Source organism: Streptomyces sp. NPDC088097 (assembly GCF_044741845.1).
GTDB lineage: Bacteria > Actinomycetota > Actinomycetes > Streptomycetales > Streptomycetaceae > Streptomyces.
The window spans coordinates 704,252-725,318 of the sequence record NZ_JBIUTJ010000002.1 but is presented as its reverse complement, the minus strand read 5'-3'; the positions used below and the strand labels follow the sequence as shown (position 1 = coordinate 725,318).

Genomic DNA, 21,067 nt, shown 5'->3' with positions numbered 1-21,067 from the left:
ATGAGCTATGTGGAACCCGGCGGGGAGTACGCACGCGACAGCCGGTACCTCACCACCCGGATCACCGCCGACGGGCGCGACGGTCACCCCGTCGAGGCCGGCCGCTACCGGCTCGTGGTCAGCCGCGCCTGCCCCTGGGCGAGCCGCGCCGTCATCGTGCGGCGGCTACTGGGGTTGGAGAGGGCCCTCCCGATGGCCGTGGCGGGGCCCGTGCACGACGACCGCAGCTGGTCCTTCGACCTCGATCCAGGGGGTCGCGACCCCGTGCTGGGGATCGAGCGGCTACGGGAGGCGTACCTCGCCCGCGATCCCGGATACGACCGGGGCGTCACGGTGCCCGCCGTCGTGGACGTGCCGTCCGGCCGGGTCGTGACCAACGACTTCCCGCAGATCACCATCGACATGGCCGTCGAGTGGAAGGCCTTCCACCGCGCCGGCGCCCCCGACCTCTACCCCTCCGCGCTCCGCCCGGAGATCGACGCCGTGAACGACATGGTCTACGCGGACGTGAACAACGGCGTCTACCGGGCGGGATTCGCCGGTTCGCAGAAGTCGTACGCGCAGGCCTACGAGCGGCTGTTCGCCCGGCTCGACCTGCTGTCGGAGCGGCTCGCGACGTCCCGCTACCTCGTCGGTGACACGATCACCGAGGCGGACGTGCGCCTGTTCACCACGCTCGTGCGCTTCGACGCCGTCTACCACGGCCACTTCAAGTGCAACCGGCACAAGTTGACCGAGCTGCCGGTCCTGTGGGCCTACGCGCGGGACCTCTTCCAGACGCCGGGCTTCGGCGACACCGTCGACTTCACCCACATCAAGCAGCACTACTACACGGTGCACAGTGACATCAACCCGACCGGGATCGTGCCCGAGGGACCGGACGGCTCCGGCTGGACGGCGCCCCACGGGCGCGCCGAGTTGGGCGGGCGTCCCTTCGGCGACGGCACCCCGCCCGGACCGGTGGACCCGTCGGAGGCCGTGCCCGCCGGCCACACACCCCTGCGCCCGTGAGGCCGCGGTCGCCGGCGCGGTGACGGCCCCCCGCCGACAACACCCGGGGCGGGCACGGGCGGATGAAGTCGGCGGGCAGGGGCGGACGGAGCTGTCGGGCACGGGCGGACGGAGCCGGCCTTCCGACCGCGTACCTTATTGCACATAGGTCGCAACTACTCAGCTCTGCCGAAAGGGGCCGTCGTGGGCTCTCGTGTGGTCCTCGGGATCGAGTCCTCGTGTGACGAGACCGGCGCGGGGTTGGTGCGCGACGGTCGGCTCCTCGGGCACGCCTTGGCGTCGAGCATGGACGAGCACGCCCGCTTCGGCGGAGTGGTCCCGGAGATCGCGGCGCGGGCGCACCTACAGTCCTTCACGCCCGTCGTACGACAGGCCCTGGACCGGGCCGGCCTGCGGATGTCGGACATCGGCGCCGTGGCCGTCACCACCGGGCCCGGCCTCTCGGGTGCGCTCCAGGTGGGGCTGGCCGGGGCGAAGACCCTCGCCTTCTCCCTCGGTGTGCCGCTGTACGGGGTCCACCACCTGGCGGGGCACGTGGCCGCCGACACCCTGGAACACGGGCCGCTGCCGGACCCGTGCATGGTGCTGATCGTCTCCGGTGGCCACACCTCGTTGTTGCTCGTACGGGACCTCGTGCGCGACCCGATCGTCCACCTCGGGGACACGATCGACGACGCCGCCGGGGAGTGCTTCGACAAGGTCGCCCGGGTCTTCGGGCTCCCGTACCCGGGCGGACCGGCCGTCGACCGAGCGGCCCGCCAGGGCGATCCGCGCGCGGTGCGGTTCCCGCGTCCGCTGAGCGGGCCGAAGGACTCCCGCTACGACTTCTCGTTCTCCGGCCTGAAGACGGCCGCCGCCCGTTGGGCCGAGCAACACCGCATCCGTGGCGAGGAACTGCCGCTCGCCGACGGAGCGGCCTCGCTCCAGGAGGCGGTCGCCGACGTGCTGACCCGCAAGGCGGTCGCCGCCTGCCTCGAACACCAAGTGCGGACCCTGGTCGTGGTGGGCGGGGTGGCGGCCAACTCCCGGGTGCGCGCCCTGGCCGAGGAACGCTGCCGGGCGGCGGGGATCACCCTGCGGGTGCCGCCGCTGCACCTGTGCACCGACAACGGGGCGATGATCGCCGCGGTCGGCGACCTCCTGGTCCGCGCCGGCGCGGCACCGGCGCCGCTCGACATGTCCATCGACCCGTCGGCACCCCTGGAGTACGCCGCCCTACACCCCACCGCCCGCACCACCACACGAGCCGCTTGAGCGGGGCCCGGTCCGCGCGGCGAGGGCCTCGGACGGGCGACAGCGCCCTAGGCGAGCGGGGGTAGCAGGGCTTCGTCCATGGCCTCGATCAGGCGGGTGATGGACTGCCGGCCGTACGGGCCATCGTCGTCCTCGATCGCCAGTTTGGCCGAGCCCCGGACGTAGACCACGTGGCGGGGGGCGGGGCGCAGGCAGCCGAGTTCGCCGGCGATCCGGTCCTCCAGGTCCTGTTGTGCCTTCGCGTCGTCGCAGCGGTCGCACTGGTTCAGGAAGACGACCACCGCGGGCACGCCCGCCCCTACGGCGGCCTCGACGTGTTCGAGCACCCCGGGTCCGGGCCCCTCTGCGGCGGACACCACGAGGATCACGCCGTCCGGTACGGGTGCGGCGCCCTTCAGGCGGGCGGGCACGTCCTGGGCCGGGACGTCCGTGTGCAGGTAGTGGTACCTGGTGCCCGTGTACTCGACGGTGTCCCCCGCCAGGGCGGCGGCGTAGGATACCTCCTCGCCGCGGACGTCGACCAGCGCCCTCGTCAACGTCGACTTGCCGCTCCCCACCTCCCCGACCGTGAACACCGTGAGCTGCGGAAGGTCTCCTCCGGACACGTGCGCGGCCATCGACCGCTCCTCTCCCACCGAGTTCCCCGGACGGTCCCGGGCGCCCACCGATCATCGGCGCGCGCCCGCACCGGGGCCAGGCGAACCCGGAAAGATCACGCGAAGGGACCAGCCGTGGGAGAGGGCTCCGCCGGAGTCCGCCGAGGTGCGACCCCGTCGCAGCCCTAGGTGGCCAGGCCGCACCCCGTAGGCGGCACCTACCCGGTTCGCGGCCGACCATGCCCGGGCGAAGCGGGGCTCGCGGCACCACGGAGCGACACGCCACGCCACGCCACAGCCAGGCGCGACACGGCGGGGCGACACGACACGGCGGCTCCCCCACCACGGCCGAGGCCCGTCTCCTCCCCGGGGGAGACGGGCCGCGCCGGTCAGGTGGTGACCGGCAGCTTCACTTCCTCCGCCTGCGGCGCCGGGGTGGCCGCGGGCGTGCCGGTGTGCGGGAGCGCCGTGTAGTAGACGGTCGCACCCTGCTTGACGCGCTCCGCCTGGGAGCGGGCCACCAGGCGCTCGGTGGTCGTGCGGACCACGTTGCTGCTGAGGGTCCGGTCCCGGTGTTCGGCCGCCAGGGCCTCCGCGATCTCACCGGCCGTCTTGGGCTCCGTCTGACCCGTCAGGTGACGGTGGATCAGCTCGGCCAGGGGAGCTTGTCCTCCCTCCGGGGCGACGGACTTCTTCGCCGCTGCGCCCTTGGCCTCGGTCGCCGTCTTCGCGGTCGCCGTCTTCGCGACCGGGGTCTTCGCGACCGGCGCCTTCTTCGCGCCGCCCGTCTTCACCGCGGCGGTCTTCACGGCGGCGGTCTTCACCGCGGCCGTCTTGATCGCGGTCTTCTTCACCGTCGTGGCGGCCGACGCCGCCTTCCCGGTGGGCGCCGCGGTCTTCTTGCCCGTACGCGGCCCGGGCACGCCGGCCGCCGCCGTGTCACCGATGGCGGCACGCATCCCGACCAGGAGTGCGTGGTCCTGCTCCAGCCCGCCGAGGCGCGCCTGCAGGGACGTGATCTCCTCGCGGATGCGTTGCTGCTCGGTGGTGTTCACCTCCAGATCGGCCGTGACCTTCTCCGCGTACTGGGACTTGAGGTTGGGAATCTCCTGTGCCGGCATGGGCGCTCCTCGATAGACGTGTGGGGTGCGGACTCTACCGAGACTGTCTGTGTGGTGCGGCGGTTCGCGCGGTTACGTCTGCTCGCGCACCTGTGTGGGAACGGCCGAGGAGGCGATCAGGGCGGCCGCGAGGTTCTCCTTGCGCATCCGCTGGTCAACGTAGATCAGGGCGAGCGCCAGTTGGGGATAGCCGAACTGGAACAGCCCGCTGACCACGCCTCCGATCAGCAACGACACCACGTACACGGCCACTCCGATGACCAGGGTCACCGGATCGGGACTGCTGTTGCCCGCCTCCAGCATCATCGGGACGAGCGCGAAGGTGCCGATGAAGGTGAACGGGATCTGGATCGCGTAACTCACGGCCAACGCGATCGTGTACACGAGCATCATGATGCCGAACACGCGCCACCACGCGCCGTCGACCAGACGGGAGGAGCGGCGCAAGGCGGTGACGGGACCGAGGTCCTCGCACACCGCCGCCGTGGGCGCGAGGCTGAACTTCACGCCGAGCCAGGCCGAGACGGGAGCGCAGAGCAGCGCCCCGAGGACCAGCAGGACCAGGCCGGTCGGCGACCCCGAGCCGTCCGAGGTGACGATGAGGAGCGGGACGCCGATCGCGTACAGGACGAGCATCGGTCCACCCGCGATCAGGCCGGAGAGCATCACGGTCCCGAGGACCGCCCGCATCCGGGACCACGAGCGGCGCCACATCGCGCCGAAGGTCGCGGGGCGCCCGAGTACCGCTTCCTGCACCACCGCGGAACACAGGGCGTTGATCATCGCGACGGCCAACAGCATGGTGACCAGCGTGACCAGGCCGACCGGCACGAAGGCCAACACCAGGGCCGTGACGTCCGCGCTGTCGGCCCCCTGCCCCGCCTCCAGGTTGAAGACGGTGACGAGATTGTCGTACACCGCCGCGACGGCGATGCCGGTCGCGGCGGTCATCACCAGGAGCGCGAGCCCCTGTACGGCGAGGATGACGCCGACCAGGGGCTTCCAGTAGTGCCGGAAGGTTGCGAAGGCGCCCCCGATGACGGCGCCCACGCCGAGCGGTTGCAGCGGTATGACGCCCGGCTTCGGCGCGGCCGGGATCCAACCGCCTCCCCATGGCGGCATGGGCTGTACCGGGTGTTGTCCCCACCCTGTGTTCTGCGACATCAGTGTCCCCCTCGAATGAACGACCACCGTATCCCGCCGCCGTGTGTGGTGGCGCGGGCCCCCGTATGACCTACAACCGGGGCCGCGGCCGGGTGTGTTCGGTCTCGGATCATCGAGGGGACGCGGCGGTCGGCCACGCGTCTCGGGCAGCGAGGTCGAGGATGAGCGCGGCGATGTTCCACGCGTCGTCCTCGCCACGGTGGTGTCGCCCCTCCAACGGGAGGCCGGCGATCCGCAGGGCCTGGGCCATTCCGGGACGCTTGCGCAATCCGTGGGCCTCGGTGAAGGCCGCCTTCGCGTTGGTGTGTCGACGTCCGAACGGGTACGCGGTGTCGGCGGCCCGACACTGGCGCGTGAACTGGTGGCGGTCGTAGTCGCCCCAACTCGCCCACGCGCGCTCACCCGCCCGGTGCTCGGCCGCCAACAGCCGGCAGGCATCGGCGAAACCGAGCCCGGTGTCGACCTCTTCCTGGGTCAGGCCCGTCAGCTCGGTGCAGAAGGAACCGACGGCGGACCGAACGGGCCGCACCAGTACGCGGTGCCGCCCGACGCGCTCTCCCGCGGCGAGGTCGACGACCGTCAGACCGATCTCGATGATCTCGCCGACCGCGCCGTCCGGCGGCTCGCCCTCCCAGCACGTCGCCTCGACATCTATGACATTGAGCAGTTCAGCGGCGCTTTCCATGGGGAGACCCTAGGGCGGCGGCCCCCGCCGGTCACCCCGATTCTCCGGGCCGTCGCCCGGTACGCCGCTCCCCGCATCGGCCACCGACATCGGCCCCCGTCGGACCGCGCCGCACAGCTCTCCGCTCAGTCGGCCAAGAGCGCGGCGAAGGCTTCCGGGGTCAGGACGGTGACGCCGAGTTCCTCCGCCTTGACGGCCTTGGAGCTCGGCTTTCCGTTCGCGGACGGCGCGCAGACCAGGTAGGTGGTCCTGGAGTTGACGCTGCTGCCCGCCCGGCCGCCCGCCTTCTCGATCAGGGCGTTCATCTCCGAGCGGCCCGTGTTCTCCAGCGGGCCGCTCATCTTGCCGGTGACGACGACGGTCGTGCCCGCCAGGGGGCCGTCCCCGGCCGGCTTCGGCTCCTGCGGTTCCGTCATGTTCACTCCGGCCGCGACCAGCTTGTCGATGACGGGGGCCAGGGAGGCGACCTGTTCCACGATGACCGGGGCCTTCTCCGCGCCGATGCCTTCGACCTCCTGCATCGCCGCGGCGTCGGCCCCTCGGATGGCGTCCATCGTGCCGAAGTGGGCGGCGACACGGCGGGACATGCTGCGCCCGGTGCCGAGGACGCCCAGGGCGCAGAAGACCCGGTTGAGCGGACGGGACCTGGCGGTCTCGATCTGTTCGACCAGTTTCGCTCCGCGCTTCGCGCTGCCGGAGGCGGTGGTGAGTTGCTCCTCGGTGAGGGTGAACAGGTCGGCGACATCGGTGACGGCGCCGGACTCGATCAGCGCCTTGACGTACGTCCTGCCCAGGCCGTCGATGTCGAGCATGTCGCGACCGGCCGCGTACTCGATGAGGGCGGGCAGCGCGCAGGCGGTTCCCTTCGCGCAACGCCACCGTTCCTGTTCCTTGTTGATCTCACCACCACAGTGCGGGCAGGCCGTCGGGAGCGGCACTTCGCGCGCGCCGTCCGGACGGAAGTCGACGAGGGGCGCCTGGACGCGGGGGATGATGTCGCCCGCCTTGTACACCGTCACGGTGTCGCCCAGGTGGAGGTCGCGGCGGCGGATGTCCGCCGGGTTGTGCAGGGTGGCCCGGGTGATCGTGGAGCCGTCGATGTCCACCGGTTCGAGGATGGCCGTGGGGGCGAGGACGCCGGTCCGGCCCACGTCCCAGACCACGTCCTTCAGTACGGTCTGGCGCTCGACGGCCGGGAGTTTGAAGGCGATGGCCCAGTGCGGGAACCTGCTGCCGAAGCCGGCGGCCGCCTGTTCGGTCGGGTCGTCGGCCTTGATCACGACCCCGTCGATGCCGAAGGGCAGGGCCGGGCGCAGGGCCGCGATCTCGTCGACCTTCCGCTGGGCCTCGGCGAGGTCGGCGACCACGTGCAGGCCGGCGGGCGTGTCGGCCGTGGTCCGTACTCCGGCGGCGGCGACGGCTGCCATGACCTCGGCGTGGGTGGCCGCGGGATCCGCGAGGGCGACGCCGTCGAGTTCGACCGCTCCGTACGCCCAGAAGGTCATGGCGAGCCGGTAGGGCCGGTCCTTCGCCCGCAGGGTGCCGGCCGTGCCGTTGCGCGGGTTGGCGAAGACCTGGGCGCCGTGCGCGGCACGGATCTCGTTGGCGGTCTCGAACTGCTGCTGGGTGAAGAGCACTTCGCCGCGCACCTCGAAGGTGGCCGGTGCGGGAAGCTGCTCGGGCAGGCCCTCGATGGTGCCGATGACGTGGCTGACGTCCTCGCCGTGGGTGCCGTTGCCGCGGGTGACGATCTGCTCCAGCCGCCCGGCCCGGTAGCGGGCGGCGATGGCCGCGCCGTCCATCTTCGGCTCGACGGTGAAGCCGCCGACCGGCTCGTGGCCCAGCCGGCGTTGGAGGGACGCCCCCCAGGTGACGAGGCCGGCCGGGTCGAAGACGTTGTCCAGGCTGAGCAGCCGGGTGGTGTGGGCGACATCGCCGACGGGGGCCGCTCCGTCCCCGACCAGGGCGGTCGGGGTGTCCCGCGCGACGTGTGCGGGGTGCGCGTCCTCCCAGGCCAGTACGGCGAGGCGGAGCCGGTCGTAGACGGTGTCGTCCACGGGGCTGTCGCCGTCGCCGTAGTACGCCCGCGAGGCCTCGCGCAGGCGGGCGAGGGCGGCCTCGTAGTCTTCGCGGCCGGACATGCTGAACGACGCCTCATCGGCGGAAAGGCTCTTCATGGGACCGATCCTCACCCATGCCACTGACAACGCACGGCGCCGCCCCTCAGGCCCCTTTCCGCCCTTCGAGGAGCACGGCGCACCGGCCGGCCATGGCACGGATGACGTGCGGGGGGATCCACGGGTTCAGGGCGGCGTCGCGGATCATGTCCGGGTCGAGCAGTCGCTGCGCCAACACCCGTGCGGGCAGGCGTCCTTCCCGCAGGACGATCGCCCGGACGGAGTCGTCCGGGTCCTCGGCCAGGCGGGCCGCGTCGGTGACGGACAGCCGCGGGTCCTCGGCCGCCCGTCGGCGCACCTCGGGGTCGCGGTCGCGGGCGAAGCGGGCGACGAGTTCAGGGCCCGAGTGCGGGTCGTCCAGGGCGAGCCTACGCATCCTGCCGTGCGGGTCGTCCGCGTAGCGCAGCATGCCTTCGCGGGGGAAGTTGGGGTGCGTGCGGGGGCGCCCCGGTGACGACATGCTGCCGGTCCACCAAGTCCACACCCGCAACAACATCTCGGCGGGGGCGTCCTCGCAGGACTCGGCGAGGAACAGCTGCACGACGCGGTCAGGATCCCGGGACAGGCACCGGACCACGTCCGGCGGGAGCCTGCGGGCCCGCGCCACGCTGCGGCGCACCAGGGGGTGGGAGGAGCCCGCGAGCACCCGCATGGCCTCGGGGTCCTCGTGGCGCTCCGCGACCCACGGCAGGGTCGGGGACATGTCCGACGGGTCGATGTCCACCCGGACCGCGGCCCGTTGCTCCTCCGTGAGGTCGGCGCGGAGCGCGACGGTGTGGCGGACCCGGTCGTCGGCGTCCTCGGCGAGCCGGGCCACGGTGTGCGGGTCGAGGCGCGGGTTGCCGGCGATCTCCACGCGCAGACGCGTGTCGCCGGTGGCGAGCAGGTGCTCGACGAGGTCGGGCGCGAGGAGGCAGCTCCCGACGGCCCGGTCCGCCGGCACGTCACGCCCGAACCGCTCCGGGGTGAGGGGCTCTTCCTCGTGGTGGCGCAACAGCGCCTCGGTCCGTACCGACGCCGCCCCGTCGGCGAGCAGCGCCCGGCGGCGCTCGGCGGACAACACCGGCCAAGCGGTACGGCAGGCCGCCGCGCGGACCGCGGCGTCGGCGTCCCGCGTCAGGGCCAGGAGATGACGTACGGGCAGCCCGGTCAGCCCGACGGCCTCGGCCCGTACCCGGCCGGACGGGTCGGTGGCCAACAGGACGCAGGACTCCTCGTCCCACGGGATCCGCCCGTCGGCCGCGACCATGGCCAGGCGCCACCGTTCGCGCGGCGTGTCGGCCGCGCGGACGAGCCGGGCCCAGTGCGCCGGGCCCAGCTCCCCGTGCATGTGGACGGCCCTCAGCCTGTCCTCCGGGTCCGGCAGCGCCAGGACCTCCTCCATGAACGCGTCCGGCGGGAGCGTCCGGGACGGCAGGGGAAAGGCCCGCAGCACGTCCCGCCGGACGTCCTCGGGGACGCTCGGGTTCGCGGAGAGGCCCTCGTACCAGCCGCCGAGGACGGGCCGCTCCGGCTCGGGACCGGCCAGGAACGCCTCCCAGACCGCTTCGCCCTCCCGGGGCCCTTCCAGAGCCACGACCTCGGCGCGATCCGCGATCCGCGCCCCGATGCCGGTCAGGGCGAGCAGCCGCGGACCCCGGGGGGAGTCGACGACGCGTGCGATGCTCTCGCCGTCCGTCGTGGCGACGATCAGGCCGCGCGGGTCCGGATCGGCGGCCGAGAGAAGCCGCACGAGGGCCGCGACGGGGTCCGCGGCCGGGAGCCGGACCCTGCGCCAGGCCCGGCCCTTGCAGCCGCGCGGGGCGTGCGGGCCCTCGAAGGTCAGCAGGAACTCGTCACCGCCGGCGAGGACGAGTGCGGCCGCCTCGGCCGGGTCGAGGCCGGGGGCGCCCTCGGCCTCCGCTGCCGCGAGGAGCCGCCGCGCCGTCCCGGACCTCCGAACACCGGGAAGCCACCAGCTCCCCAGTGGCTCCAGCCCCATCGCTGCGACCAGCGCCTCGTAACCCTCGCTGTTCCCGAGTCTGAAGTCCTCGTCCATGTCCGCGATCCCCTCCCCCTCGTGTGTCCCGTCATCCTCTCCCGGAGCCTTTCGCACCAGGTCACGCGGGTCCCCGCGTGGATCCGGGCGTACGGGCTTGCCGCGACGGTGCGGGCCGGCCATGCTGGGCCGATGCCGGGGCAGGGGAAGAGAAGACGCGCGCGCCAGACCGAGGCACGGCGGGACGCCGTTCGTTTCGCGCCTGATGCGGGCGAGTGGAAGGTCCTCTTCGAGACCGGGGACGAACGGGAATTCCGCGACCACGTGCGCCGCCTCCAGGAGGCGCGCGACCCCCGGATCGACGACAAGGCGCTGCGCATTGACACGCTCTGTGGACGCCTGACGCAGCCGACGACGTACCGGCTGAGCCTGTTCGTCCCGAAACGGAGCGGCCCGCCTACAATGATCGAATGATCTTCATTGTGGTGAAATTCCCCGTCAAGCCCGAATACGTCGACCAGTGGCCCGAGGCGGTCGCGGACTTCACCCGCGCCACCCGCGCGGAACCGGGCAACCTGTGGTTCGAGTGGTCCCGCAGCCTGGAGGAGCCGCACACCTACGTCCTGGTCGAGGCGTTCCAGGACGACGCCGCCCAGGCGCACGTCGGCTCCGCTCACTTCCGGGCGGCGTTGGAGACCATGCGGCCCCTGATCACGCGCACGCCCGACATCGTCAGTACCACCATCGAAGGTGCGAACGGCTGGAGCGCGATGGGCGAACTGCGGGTCGACTGACCCGGCCGCGCCAATGAGATGAGGGAAATGAGAGAGGGTCGAGGAGGATCACACACTCCTCGCCACTCTCAATTTATAGCGCAGTGGGGGGCTTGCGGCAAGGCCCCCATCGTCCCGCAGAATCAACGGCCAAGGCCATTACCTGCGGGAACGGGAGATTTGCCACGTGCGTGTGTTGTTGTCGCGTGTGTTGTTGTCGCGTGTGTTGATGTCGGTGCGTGAAGAGTGCGGGGCCTCCGGGGCGACCGTGCGCGGCCTCGCATCGGAGGTGACCCCGTGGACCGTTTGACCACCAGTGCGTTCGACCTCCCCGAGCGTCTCTCCCCCAAGGCCGACCCGGTCCTGATCGCCGCCGACGAACAGCACTTCGCGGCGATCGCGGAGAGCCTGGACCAGTCGATCGCCGAGCTGTCCGACCGTCTCGACGAGCTGCGCAGGGCCCCCGGCGGCATCGGCCGGGAGGCGATGGACCGGGACGTGGAGATCCACCGGCTGACCGCGCGCCTGGGCACCCTGCGCCGATTCGGTCTGGACCTGTGCCTCGGACGCGTCGTCGGCGCGGACGGCGCCGGGCCCGTCTACATCGGGCGGCTCGGCCTCACCGACAGCTCGGGGCGACGGCTGCTGCTCGACTGGCGCTCCCCCGCCGCCGAGCCGTTCTTCGCCGCGACCCACGCCCACCCGGCGGGGCTGGTGAGCCGCCGTAGGTACCGCTGGACCCGGGGCCGCATCAGCGACTACTGGGACGAGGTGTTCACCGCGGACGGGCTCGAAGGGCACGCCGCGCTCGACGACCAGTCCGCCTTCATCGCCGGCCTGGGCGGCAACCGCTCGGCCCGGATGCGCGACGTGCTCGGCACCATCCAGGCCGACCAGGACGCCATCATCCGGGCGGGTTCCCGTGGCGCCCTCGTCGTGGACGGCGGTCCCGGTACGGGCAAGACCGTCGTCGCCCTGCACCGCACCGCCTACCTCCTCTACTCCGACCCGCGCCTCGGGCACCGTCGCGGCGGCGTGTTGTTCGTCGGTCCGCACCAGCCCTACCTGGCGTACGTCTCCGACGTGCTGCCCAGCCTCGGGGAGGAGGGCGTGTCGACCTGCACCCTGCGCGACCTCGTCGACGAGGGAGCGACGGCGGCCATCGAGGAGGACCCGGAGGTGGCCCGGCTCAAGTCGTCCGCGGACATGGTGAAGGCGATCGAGAAGGCCGTCGGGCTCTACGAGGAGCCGCCCACCAGGGGGCTGACCGTCACGACCGACTGGGCCGACCTCCGGCTGAGCGCCGCCGACTGGGCCGAGGCCTTCGAGGCGCCGGATCCCGGCACCGCGCACAACGAGGCGCGCGAGCAGATCTGGGACGAGCTGGTCTCGATCCTGCTGGACAAGTACGACGGCGACGACATGTCGCCCGAGATGCTGCGCAGGTCGATGTCGCAGGACGAGGACCTGGTCACGGCCCTCAACCGCGCGTGGCCGCTGCTGGAGGCCGCCGACCTCGTCGGCGACCTGTGGACGGTCCCGGCCTACCTGCGGATGTGCGCTCCCTGGCTGAGCCGCGATCAGGTGCGTGCGCTCCAGCGCACGGACGCCCAGGCCTGGACGGTGTCCGACCTGCCGCTCCTGGACGCGGCGAGGCAGCGGCTCGGCGACCCGCGGGCGGCGCGGCGCAAGCGGCGGCACGAGGCAGCCGTCGCCGCCGAACGCGAGCGGATGGGCCGCGTCATCGACGAGATCATCTCGGCCGCCGACTTCAACTCGGCCGGTGACGACAGCGAGGGCGCGGTACGGATGCTGCGCGGGAAGGACCTCCAGGACAGCCTGGTCGACGAAGGCGTCCTGGCCGGCGTCGATCCGGACCGGCTCGCCGGCCCGTTCGCCCACATCGTCGTGGACGAGGCGCAGGAACTGACCGACGCGGAGTGGCAGATGCTGCTGCTGCGCTGCCCGTCCCGGAGCTTCACCATCGTCGGGGACCGCGCCCAGGCGAGGCACGGGTTCACGGAGACCTGGCGCGAACGGCTGGAGCGGGTCGGGCTCGACCGGATCGACGTGGCCTCGCTGAGCGTCAACTACCGGACGCCGGAGGAGGTCATGGCGGAGGCCGAACCGGTCATCCGGGCCGCGCTCCCCGACGCCAACGTGCCGACGTCCATCCGCAGCAGCGGCATCCCCGTCGTGCACGGCTCCGTCGCGGACCTGGACGCGGTCCTCGACACCTGGCTCGCCGCGCACGACGAGGGGATCGCCTGCGTCATCGGCGTGCGGGAGGGCGGGGTCGGCGCGGCCCGGACGACGCCGCGCGTCCGGTCGCTGACCCCGGAGTCGTCGAAGGGGCTGGAGTTCGACCTGGTCGTCGTCGTCGACCCGGAGGAGTTCGGCGAGGGCGCCGAGGGGGCGGTCGACCGCTACGTCGCGATGACCCGGGCGACCCGGCAGCTCGTCGTCCTCCGGAGCCCGTGACGGGGCCTCGTGCGCGACGGGGTGCGGCCGGCGGGGCGTACCCGGCGGGGTCAACACGCGGGGCGGTCGGGCCGGCGCGATCGGGTGACACACCGCCACACCCGCGCCCGCACGGCCGTTACCAGAGCGGCTCCCCCTCGGGGGCCCCGTTCCGCTCTAGTGAAGGAATTGTTCGAGCATGCTGAAGAAGATGACGGTCACCGCAGCAGTCACCGCCGCCGCGATCGGCGCCGGCGTGGGCGTGGCCGCCCCGGCCATGGCGATCGGCAACGACAACGGGGTCAACACCGTCAACGGCAACGGTGCCCAGCAGATCTACGGCAACCAGAAGACCCACGGCGACAAGAGCCCCCAGCTCAGCCTGGTCCAGGGCACCCTGAACAAGCCCTGCATCGGCCTGCCGGCCAAGGTCAACGCCCAGTCCCTGGTCGCGATCATCGCCAACGTCGGTGTCCAGGACATCAACGTCCTGTCCAACCCGCAGAACCAGCAGTGCGTGGAGAACTCCACCCAGGCCAAGGGCGACGAGCCGCTCTCGCACATCCTGGACAACATCCCGGTCCTCTCCGGGAACCTTTCCGCCGGCAGCTGACCCGGCCACGATCGGGCCGGCCGGGGAGCCCGCGCGGGCTCCCCGGCCGGCCCGGTCGGCTCACCCGTTCGCGGCCTTGGCGTAACGGGCGGCCAGGTCCGCGAAGGCGGCCCTCAGCTCGGGCGGCCCGACGACCGTGATGTCGGCGTCGAACCTGCCGACGGTGGCGGCCAGGCCGGTCCAGGACCAGGAGCCCAGGAGGACCCGACAGCGCTCCGAGCCCAGTTCCTCGACGATCGCGTCGCGGGTGTAGAGGGACACGGTGGCGGCCGGCAGATCGAGGAGCACCTCGCCCCGACAGGGCCACTCCCCCGCTCCCTCGGAGCCCCGGAAGCGCCCGGCGACGAAGAGCGCCACGTCCCCGCCGGGCAGCTCGCGGGGGTTGAACCGCGGCCCGTTGGGCGTGCGCGGGGTGATCCGGTCGGCACGGAAGGTACGCCAGTCCTCGCGGTCGAGGTCCCAGGCCACCAGGTACCAGCGTCCGCCCCGTGTGACGAGGTGGTGGGGCTGCGCCCGGCGCGGCGGAGGTTCCCCGGCGCCCTCGGCGGAGGCGGAGGCGGACGCGGACGCGGGCGCGTAGTCGAAGCGCAGCTCCACGCGGGCGTGGACGGCCTCGCCGAGGGCCATGAGCACGCCGCTGTCGACGGGCGTGTGGGGTCGTCTGTCCGGCTGTTCGACGGCGGCGACCTGGAGGGTGTCGATGCGGTGGCGCAGCCGGGCGGGCATGACCTGCCGGACGGTGTTCAGCGCGCGGGCGGCGGCCTCCTCGATGCCGGCGCCGGTGGTTGTGGCGATCCGGAGGGCGACGGCGAGCGCGACGGCCTGCTCGTCGTCGAACAGCAGCGGTGGCAGCTCCGTACCCACGTCGAGGCGGTAGCCGCCTTCGGGGCCCTTGAAGGCGGCTACGGGGTAGCCGAGTTCGCGCAGGCGGTCGATGTCGCGGCGCACGGTGCGCGGGCTGACGTCCAGCCGCTCGGCGAGGAGCGCGCCCGGCCAGTCCCGACGTGCCTGGAGCATCGAGAGCAGCGACAGCAGTCGTACGGAGGTTTTCTGCACGTCGCCATCCTGCCCCGGGAAGCGGCCACGGACTGTCCGCTTCTCCTGCGACGGTGGTCCTCAGCGCGCCCGGGACGCGTGCTCGGCCTGAAGGGTGGCGAGGAGGGCGAAGGCGGCCCTGTCCACCGCGCGTCGGGTGTTGGCCAAGGCGACGACGGCGACCCGCTTCTCCGGGTCGAAGCCCACGAAGGAGGAGAAGCCGCCGGTGCCGCCGTTATGCCATATCTGCAGGTGGGAGCCCTGGCGGGGGTGGAGGCGGTGGGCCGTCCAGCCGAGGTGCGCCCAGGCGAAGGGGCTCATGCGGTGCTCGACCGCGCGGCTCGTACGGATGGCCTCGGCGAGTTCGGCGGGGCCGCCGTCCAGTTGGGCGCGGACGAATGCCGCCAGGTCCGTCGCGGTCGAGTGCAGGCCGCCCGCTCCCGCGAGGTCGGCCAGGTGCCACGGCGGGACCGGCCGCCCCGGGCGGGCGTGTCCCCGCGCGAGGCGTCCGGCGCGGGCGCCGTCCACGGTCACGACGGTGTCGCTCATGCCCAGGGGCGCGCAGACCTGGCGGGTCACGAGGGTCTCGTAGTCGGTGCCGGTCCGGTGGCCCAGGGCCAGGCCGAGCAGTCCGGCGCCGAGGTTCGAGTAGCGGAAACGTTTCCCTGGTTCGGCCCCCAGCCGGGTCCGGGCCAGGCCGGAGAGGAGCACCTCCGCCGTGCAGTCGGCGTACGGGTCAGGCGTCGAGGGGCGCAGCAGGGCCCGCAGGTACATCCCCTTGGGCAGGCGCGGCAGGCCGGAGGTGTGGGTGGCCAGGTGCCGCAGGAGGATGGGGGCGCCACCGCGCGTCGGGATGGTCGCGCCGTCCGGCAACAACGCGGCGAGCGGCTCGTCCAGTTCGACGACGCCGTTCACCGCCAGGCGCGCCAGGGCCAGGGCGGTGAGCGGTTTGGTCACCGAGCCGATCTCGAAGAGGGTGTCCGCGCCGGGAACACCGGGTGCCCCGGGAGCGCGGTCCTCGTCCCCACCGGCGCGGCCCGCGCCCCTGATCTCCACCGAGTCCCCCGCCACGGCGGCCACCACCGCGCCGACGCGCCCTTGGGCCAGTCGGTCGGCGGCCTGTTGGGCGAGGCTCGCGAGTTCTTCCACCATGAGGGTCATCCTGTCGGCGTCGGGGGCCCAACCCGTGAGCCCTGGTGATGATTTGTCGCGGCCCGCACTGCGACCTGAGAAGGACGTCCGGCACGACTCGACCCGGAGGTCCCGGGAATCGTGACCGGGGCGGGATGATGGGGGCATGAACGAGAAGCAGTGGGCGCCCCGTCACAATCTCCGGTTGGAGAACCACAGCAAGGCCATCGACCCGCAGGACGGCCCCACACAGTTGCGGCCCGCGCGCGTACCCACGGGAGAGACCACCGTGACCTGCGCCTGCGGGCTGGACACGGGAGCCCTTCCGAGCGACGACGCGCGCCTGATCTACGAACAGCACCGCCACCTGATCCGCGACGAGAGCACGGCGAGGGGCTGAGGCCGATACCGCAGCGCACCCCGCACCCGCCCGGCCTCCGCACCGGCTCCCGATCCGCACGGGAGCCGGGCGGCGTTGGCCGTCCCGGGCCGGGGCGAGGTCCGGAAGTACGCGAGATCGTCCACGGCGCTCGCATCGGAAGCCGTCCTGCCGGGAGAATGTCCCCCAGCGCGGAACGCGTCGCTCCACTGGATGCGATCGGGATGAGGCGGGCGGCATGAACCCCTGGGAACCCAACGAGCCCATGACCGTACGGAGGGCGAGGGACGGACAGCTCTACTTCGCGGCCGGCGACGTCACCCACATGCTCCGTGACCTCGCCTCGGCCATCGACCTCCACGCCCGCGACGGCGACTTGAGCTGGGCGAGCGACACCCCCGAGCCGATCACGTTGGACGCCGCCACCATGCGGACGGTCGCCCGCATCCTGCAGGCGCAGGCCGACCACATGGACATCCAGCTGATCACCATCGCCGGAGAGTGACGGGCCGGCTCCTGTGGGCGGGACGCAGCTTCCGGTCGGGGCCGGTGGGCCGGGGTGGGGCGGAGCGGTCGTCCCCTCCCCGCGGACCGGGCCGAAGGTGACGGAACCGGCCCGGCACGGTACGAAGGCCATGTGAAGGAAGCAACGCAAGCCGCCACCGTTCGGGTGTTCATCGCCCTCGCCCCGCCCGACGACGCGAAGGAGGAGTTGGAACGGGTGCTGCGCCCGGCCTACGGCGCGCACCCGCGCATGCGGTGGAACCGCGTCGAGGACTGGCACGTCACCCTGGCGTTCCTGGGCGAGCTGCCGGTCGAGACCGTTCCGCCGCTGCGGACACCGCTCGCGGACCTCGCGGCGTCCCGTCCTCCCGTACGGCTCGCCCTGCGCGGCGGTGGGCACTTCGACGAGCGGGTGGTGTGGACCGGGATCGATGGGGACGTGGAGGGCCTGCACCTGCTCGCCTCCGAGGTGCGCACCGTCGTGAAGGAATGCGGCGTGCCCTTCGAGGGCCGCCCGCTACGCCCCCACCTCACCCTGGCCCGAGCCCGCCGGGGCGACACGTCCTCGGCGGTGGACACCGCCGCCGGTCTGGCCGCCTTCGCCGGTCGGCCCTGGGAGGCCGCGCGCCTGCACCTGGTCGGCAGCAACATCGGCCGCGGCCCGGGTCCGATCCACTACCGCGACATCGCGTCCTGGCCCTTCACCGACCCCGCCGCCGAATGATCGACAGCCGGAGCCGGGGGACGACGCCCCCGGGCGGAATCCGACTGCGGCCCGGCCTCCCCGCGTGATACGTCATCAGGTCATGGACGATCTCGTGACGGCCCGGCTCCTGCTTCATCCGCTGAACGTCAGCGAAGCGGAGCGGGTGCTGACCGGCGAGCCGGACGGCGCTGCCCGATGGGCACCCGGATACCCGGCCGAGGGCGACGCCTCCGCGGCCCGACGCTTCCTGGCCACCTGCGCGAACACGGGCGATCCCCGGCCGTTCGGCACGTACGAGATCCGTCGCCGCGAGGACGGGCTCACCATCGGCGGCGTGGACTTCCACGGAAGGCCGGACGAGAGCGGCGGCGTCACGATCGGCTACGGCCTCATCCCCTCGGCGCACGGCCGGGGATACGCCACCGAAGCCCTCCGCGCGCTGCTGTCGTTCGCGCGCGCCCACGGCGTCAGCAGCGTCGAAGGCGACACCGACCACGACAACCTCGCCTCCCAACACGTCATGACCGCGGTCGGCCTGCGCCTGGTCGCCGAAGACGAACGACTGAAGTACTTCAAGATCACCTGGAAGGACACGGCGGAGACCACCGATCCGCGCACCCAGGGAGCCCAACCGGCTTGAGACACGGCCCGGTTGACCGCACCGCATTCCACCGACTCGCTGGTGCGCCGCGTCCGACTGTGGTTGGCTGGGGGGTATGACCGTACTCGTGACCCGTCGCCACGTTGACTACGTGCGTGTCACGACCACGGCTTGTCCCGCCGCTCTCTGACGCGGCGCCGCGACCCCGGGTCGCCCCCCTCTCCGCTTCCGGTGCACCGTGCCGTCCGCCCGTACCGCCCGTACGCCCCTCCCCGGGTCGGGCGCGTGGCGCCGCGCCGCGGTGACGCCTCCCGCGCCGTCACCCCCCTCCCGTAGGCGCTCCGTCGGAGCCCCGTACGCCGTCCTGCCCGTGCCCCCGCCGCCCCGCACCGAGGAGAAGCATGAGCCAGCCGACCGGACCCGACACTTCCGCCTGGTCGTTCGAGACGAAGCAGCTGCACGCCGGCGCCGCTCCGGACCCGACCACCGGCGCGCGTGCGGTCCCGATCTACCAGACCACCTCGTTCGTCTTCCGCGACACGCAGCACGCGGCCGACCTCTTCTCCCTCGCCGAGCCCGGGAACATCTACACCCGCATCCACAACCCCACCCAGGACGCCTTCGAGCAGCGGATCGCCGCGCTCGAAGGCGGAGTCGCCGCCGTCGCCCTGTCCTCCGGGCAGGCCGCGGAGGCACTGGCGCTCCTGAACGTGGCGAGCGCCGGCGACCACATCGTGTCCAGCGCATCCCTCTACGGCGGCACCTACAACCTCTTCCGCCATACACTGCCGAAGTTCGGCATCGAGGTGTCCTTCGTCGAGGACCCGGACGACCCGGACGCCTGGCGGGCCGCCATTCGGCCCGGTACGAAGGCCCTGTTCGCGGAGACGCTCGGCAATCCGCGCGGCAACGTCCTGGACATCCGTGCCGTCGCCGACGTGGCGCACGCCGCCGGGCTCCCGCTGATCGTCGACAACACCGTGCCCACCCCCTTCCTCCTGCGCCCCATCGAGCACGGCGCCGACGTCGTCGTGCACTCGGCGACCAAGTTCCTGGGCGGTCACGGCACGACCATCGGCGGCGTCGTCGTCGACGCCGGCACCTTCGACTTCGGGGCGCACGCCGAGCGCTTCCCCGACTTCAGCGAGCCGGACCCCAGTTACCACGGCCTGCGGTACTGGCCCGCGCTCGGCCCCGGGGCGTACGCCGTCAAGCTGCGCGTGCAGTTGCTGCGCGACCTCGGCCCCGCCATCGCGCCGCACTCCGCCTTCCTGCTCCTCCAGGGCGTGGAGACGCTGAGCCTGCGGCTGGAGCGCCACACGTCCAACGCGCAGGCGCTGGCGGAGTGGTTGGAGGCACGGGACGAGGTCTCCGCCGTCCACTACCCCGGGCTGCCCTCCAACCGCTGGTACGAGGCGGGGCGCCGCTACCTCCCGCGCGGCGCCGGGGCCGTGCTCTCCTTCGAGTTGGAGGGCGGCGCCGATGCGGGCCGGCGCTTCGTGGACGCGGTCGAGCTCTTCAGCCACCTCGCCAACATCGGTGACGTGCGCAGCCTCATCATCCACCCCGCGTCCACCACCCACAGCCAGCTCGACGAGGCGCAGCTCGCCGCCACCGGAACCTCCGCGGGGCTCGTGCGCCTCTCGGTCGGCATCGAGAACCTCGCCGACCTGAAGGCGGACCTGGAGGCCGGCTTCCGCGCCGCGAAGGGGACGCCCTGAGCCCCGGCCCGCCGACCGCCGGCGGCGCGCTCCTCCCTCCCGCCACCGGTGCGTGGCGGGAGGGGGATCCGTGGGGGCGGCGGCGGTGGCACCACCGTGCGGATCCCCTGCCGCTGGAGTCGGGCGGCACCCTCCCGGGGGTCACCCTGGCGTACGAGACGTGGGGGCGGCTCGCCCCGGACGGCTCCAACGCGGTCCTGGTCCCGCACGCGCTGACCGGCGACAGCCACGTCGCCGGTCCGGCCGGGCCCGGCCACCCCACCCCCGGGTGGTGGGACGCGCTGGTGGGGCCGGGGCGGGCCCTGGACACGGACCGCTGGTTCGTGGTGGCGCCGAACGTCCTCGGGGGCTGCCAGGGGAGCACCGGGCCGGCCTCGCCGCGCCCCGACGGGCGTCGCTGGGCTGGTTCCTTCCCCCGGCTGACCCAGCGCGACCAGGTGCGCGCCGAGGCGGGCCTCGCCGACGCGTTGGGGATCGAGCGGTGGGCGCTCGTGATCGGCGGGTCCATGGGCGGGATGCGCGCGCTGGAGTGGGCGGTGTCGTTCCCGCCCCGCGTGGCGGCGCTGCTGTTGCTCGCCTGCCCGGCGGTGGCGAGCGCCGACCAGATCGCGTGGGCCTCCGCACAGATCCACGCGATCCGCGCCGACCCCCACTGGCGGAACGGCGCCTACCACGACGCCGGGCCGGGGCGCGGCCCGCACACCGGTCTCGGCATCGCCCGCCGCATCGCCCACACCACCTACCGCAGTGGCGAGGAGCTCCAGGCCCGCTTCGGTCACCGCCCGCAGGACGGCGAGGACCCCCGGGCCGGTGGGCGCTACCAGGTCGAGTCGTACCTCGACCACCAGGCCGCGAAGTTGGTGGGGCGCTTCGACGCGGGCAGTTACGTCGTGTTGTGCGAGGCGATGAACGCGCACGACATCGGCCGGGGGCGGGGCGGGACCCGCCCCGCCCTCGCGCGGGTCGGGGCGCGGACCCTGGTGGCGGGGGTCGACTCGGACCGGCTGTATCCGATCGGGCAACAGGAGGAACTGGCCGCCGGGATCCCCTCGGCGGACGCCGTCCGGCGTCTGTCCTCGCCGTTCGGCCACGACGGGTTCCTCATCGAGACGGGGCAGGTCGCCGCGCTCGTACGGGAACTCCTGGGCACGGTGTGAC

Annotated in this window: 20 protein-coding genes; 12 read left to right on the top strand and 8 right to left on the bottom strand. The window is 72.9% G+C overall.

Annotated elements, in window-relative coordinates:
- Together ACIOD1_RS09240 and tsaD are read left to right on the top strand one after the other, a co-directional pair.
- Positions 1-1,011: a glutathione S-transferase family protein gene (locus tag ACIOD1_RS09240; RefSeq protein ID WP_401901210.1), complete on the top strand. Its 1,011-nt coding sequence runs from the start codon at positions 1-3 to the stop codon at positions 1,009-1,011.
- 183 nt (positions 1,012-1,194) lie between these two features.
- Complete coding sequence (gene tsaD / locus ACIOD1_RS09235) at positions 1,195-2,265, top strand: tRNA (adenosine(37)-N6)-threonylcarbamoyltransferase complex transferase subunit TsaD (RefSeq protein WP_401901209.1); 1,071 nt, start codon at positions 1,195-1,197, stop codon at positions 2,263-2,265.
- Between the two features lie 47 nt (positions 2,266-2,312).
- Here the strand turns inward: tsaD and ACIOD1_RS09230 are convergent, their stop codons facing one another.
- From ACIOD1_RS09230 to ACIOD1_RS09205, 6 genes are all read right to left on the bottom strand, one after another.
- Positions 2,313-2,882, bottom strand: coding sequence for a GTP-binding protein (locus tag ACIOD1_RS09230; protein WP_401901207.1), 570 nt, complete (start codon positions 2,880-2,882; stop codon positions 2,313-2,315).
- A 368-nt stretch (positions 2,883-3,250) separates the two neighbouring features.
- Complete coding sequence (locus tag ACIOD1_RS09225) at positions 3,251-3,982, bottom strand: hypothetical protein (RefSeq protein ID WP_365628456.1); 732 nt, start codon at positions 3,980-3,982, stop codon at positions 3,251-3,253.
- Positions 3,983-4,054: 72 nt separating this feature from the next.
- Positions 4,055-5,104: a hypothetical protein gene (locus ACIOD1_RS09220; RefSeq protein ID WP_365628453.1), complete on the bottom strand. Its 1,050-nt coding sequence runs from the start codon at positions 5,102-5,104 to the stop codon at positions 4,055-4,057.
- Positions 5,105-5,255: 151 nt separating this feature from the next.
- Positions 5,256-5,831 (bottom strand): exonuclease domain-containing protein, encoded by a 576-nt coding sequence (locus tag ACIOD1_RS09215; RefSeq protein ID WP_401901205.1) that lies wholly within the window; start codon positions 5,829-5,831, stop codon positions 5,256-5,258.
- Positions 5,832-5,956: 125 nt separating this feature from the next.
- The gene (ligA, locus tag ACIOD1_RS09210) at positions 5,957-8,008 is read right to left on the bottom strand and encodes an NAD-dependent DNA ligase LigA (RefSeq protein ID WP_401901204.1); all 2,052 of its coding nucleotides are present in this window, start codon (positions 8,006-8,008) and stop codon (positions 5,957-5,959) included.
- A 46-nt stretch (positions 8,009-8,054) separates the two neighbouring features.
- Positions 8,055-10,046, bottom strand: coding sequence for a PE-PGRS family protein (locus ACIOD1_RS09205; RefSeq protein WP_401901202.1), 1,992 nt, complete (start codon positions 10,044-10,046; stop codon positions 8,055-8,057).
- Between the two features lie 132 nt (positions 10,047-10,178).
- On the opposite strand from ACIOD1_RS09205, the gene ACIOD1_RS09200 reads away from it, so the two are divergent.
- The 4 genes from ACIOD1_RS09200 to ACIOD1_RS09185 all read left to right on the top strand — a co-directional run bounded on the left by ACIOD1_RS09200 (position 10,179) and on the right by ACIOD1_RS09185 (position 13,832).
- Complete coding sequence (locus ACIOD1_RS09200; protein WP_401901200.1) at positions 10,179-10,460, top strand: hypothetical protein; 282 nt, start codon at positions 10,179-10,181, stop codon at positions 10,458-10,460.
- Positions 10,457-10,780 (top strand): putative quinol monooxygenase, encoded by a 324-nt coding sequence (locus tag ACIOD1_RS09195; protein ID WP_365628438.1) that lies wholly within the window; start codon positions 10,457-10,459, stop codon positions 10,778-10,780. Before ACIOD1_RS09200 ends, ACIOD1_RS09195 begins: the two co-directional genes overlap by 4 nt.
- Positions 10,781-11,056: 276 nt before the next feature.
- On the top strand, positions 11,057-13,240 hold the full coding sequence (helR, locus tag ACIOD1_RS09190) for an RNA polymerase recycling motor ATPase HelR (protein ID WP_401901198.1): 2,184 nt from the start codon (positions 11,057-11,059) through the stop codon (positions 13,238-13,240).
- 178 nt (positions 13,241-13,418) lie between these two features.
- Complete coding sequence (locus ACIOD1_RS09185) at positions 13,419-13,832, top strand: rodlin (protein ID WP_365628432.1); 414 nt, start codon at positions 13,419-13,421, stop codon at positions 13,830-13,832.
- A 60-nt stretch (positions 13,833-13,892) separates the two neighbouring features.
- Here the strand turns inward: ACIOD1_RS09185 and ACIOD1_RS09180 are convergent, their stop codons facing one another.
- Together ACIOD1_RS09180 and ACIOD1_RS09175 are read right to left on the bottom strand one after the other, a co-directional pair.
- Positions 13,893-14,888, bottom strand: a complete 996-nt coding sequence (locus ACIOD1_RS09180) for a WYL domain-containing protein (RefSeq protein WP_365628429.1) — start codon at positions 14,886-14,888, stop codon at positions 13,893-13,895.
- Between the two features lie 60 nt (positions 14,889-14,948).
- Complete coding sequence (locus ACIOD1_RS09175; protein ID WP_401901196.1) at positions 14,949-16,019, bottom strand: serine hydrolase domain-containing protein; 1,071 nt, start codon at positions 16,017-16,019, stop codon at positions 14,949-14,951.
- 145 nt (positions 16,020-16,164) lie between these two features.
- Between ACIOD1_RS09175 and ACIOD1_RS09170 the strand changes: the two genes are divergently transcribed.
- From ACIOD1_RS09170 to ACIOD1_RS09145, 6 genes are all read left to right on the top strand, one after another.
- Positions 16,165-16,398 carry a hypothetical protein gene (locus ACIOD1_RS09170; RefSeq protein WP_401901195.1) on the top strand — a complete coding sequence of 78 codons (234 nt, stop codon included), beginning with the start codon at positions 16,165-16,167 and terminating at the stop codon, positions 16,396-16,398.
- A gap of 217 nt (positions 16,399-16,615) precedes the next feature.
- Positions 16,616-16,882 (top strand): hypothetical protein, encoded by a 267-nt coding sequence (locus ACIOD1_RS09165; protein ID WP_365628421.1) that lies wholly within the window; start codon positions 16,616-16,618, stop codon positions 16,880-16,882.
- Positions 16,883-17,014: 132 nt separating this feature from the next.
- Complete coding sequence (thpR, locus tag ACIOD1_RS09160; protein WP_401901193.1) at positions 17,015-17,605, top strand: RNA 2',3'-cyclic phosphodiesterase; 591 nt, start codon at positions 17,015-17,017, stop codon at positions 17,603-17,605.
- Positions 17,606-17,687: 82 nt separating this feature from the next.
- The gene (locus ACIOD1_RS09155) at positions 17,688-18,227 is read left to right on the top strand and encodes a GNAT family N-acetyltransferase (protein ID WP_401901191.1); all 540 of its coding nucleotides are present in this window, start codon (positions 17,688-17,690) and stop codon (positions 18,225-18,227) included.
- Between the two features lie 362 nt (positions 18,228-18,589).
- Positions 18,590-19,909 carry a bifunctional o-acetylhomoserine/o-acetylserine sulfhydrylase gene (locus ACIOD1_RS09150; protein WP_365628412.1) on the top strand — a complete coding sequence of 440 codons (1,320 nt, stop codon included), beginning with the start codon at positions 18,590-18,592 and terminating at the stop codon, positions 19,907-19,909.
- On the top strand, positions 19,906-21,066 hold the full coding sequence (locus tag ACIOD1_RS09145; RefSeq protein WP_401901405.1) for a homoserine O-acetyltransferase: 1,161 nt from the start codon (positions 19,906-19,908) through the stop codon (positions 21,064-21,066). The genes ACIOD1_RS09150 and ACIOD1_RS09145 overlap by 4 nt, the downstream gene beginning before the upstream one ends.
- Position 21,067: the final 1 nt, after the last annotated feature.

Bases quoted from the DNA above. Each gene is read 5' to 3' on its own strand.
- ACIOD1_RS09150 (WP_365628412.1), top strand. From the start codon at position 18,590: ATGAGCCAGCCGACCGGACCCGACACTTCCGCCTGGTCGTTCGAGACG.
- ACIOD1_RS09205 (WP_401901202.1), bottom strand. From the start codon at position 10,046: ATGGACGAGGACTTCAGACTCGGGAACAGCGAGGGTTACGAGGCGCTG.
- ACIOD1_RS09240 (WP_401901210.1), top strand. From the start codon at position 1: ATGAGCTATGTGGAACCCGGCGGGGAGTACGCACGCGACAGCCGGTAC.
- ACIOD1_RS09170 (WP_401901195.1), top strand. From the start codon at position 16,165: ATGAACGAGAAGCAGTGGGCGCCCCGTCACAATCTCCGGTTGGAGAAC.
- ACIOD1_RS09230 (WP_401901207.1), bottom strand. From the start codon at position 2,882: ATGGCCGCGCACGTGTCCGGAGGAGACCTTCCGCAGCTCACGGTGTTC.
- ACIOD1_RS09200 (WP_401901200.1), top strand. From the start codon at position 10,179: ATGCCGGGGCAGGGGAAGAGAAGACGCGCGCGCCAGACCGAGGCACGG.
- ACIOD1_RS09195 (WP_365628438.1), top strand. From the start codon at position 10,457: ATGATCTTCATTGTGGTGAAATTCCCCGTCAAGCCCGAATACGTCGAC.
- ACIOD1_RS09225 (WP_365628456.1), bottom strand. From the start codon at position 3,982: ATGCCGGCACAGGAGATTCCCAACCTCAAGTCCCAGTACGCGGAGAAG.
- ACIOD1_RS09215 (WP_401901205.1), bottom strand. From the start codon at position 5,831: ATGGAAAGCGCCGCTGAACTGCTCAATGTCATAGATGTCGAGGCGACG.
- ligA (WP_401901204.1), bottom strand. From the start codon at position 8,008: ATGAAGAGCCTTTCCGCCGATGAGGCGTCGTTCAGCATGTCCGGCCGC.
- ACIOD1_RS09220 (WP_365628453.1), bottom strand. From the start codon at position 5,104: ATGCCGCCATGGGGAGGCGGTTGGATCCCGGCCGCGCCGAAGCCGGGC.
- ACIOD1_RS09175 (WP_401901196.1), bottom strand. From the start codon at position 16,019: ATGGTGGAAGAACTCGCGAGCCTCGCCCAACAGGCCGCCGACCGACTG.
- ACIOD1_RS09185 (WP_365628432.1), top strand. From the start codon at position 13,419: ATGCTGAAGAAGATGACGGTCACCGCAGCAGTCACCGCCGCCGCGATC.
- ACIOD1_RS09155 (WP_401901191.1), top strand. From the start codon at position 17,688: ATGGACGATCTCGTGACGGCCCGGCTCCTGCTTCATCCGCTGAACGTC.
- ACIOD1_RS09165 (WP_365628421.1), top strand. From the start codon at position 16,616: ATGAACCCCTGGGAACCCAACGAGCCCATGACCGTACGGAGGGCGAGG.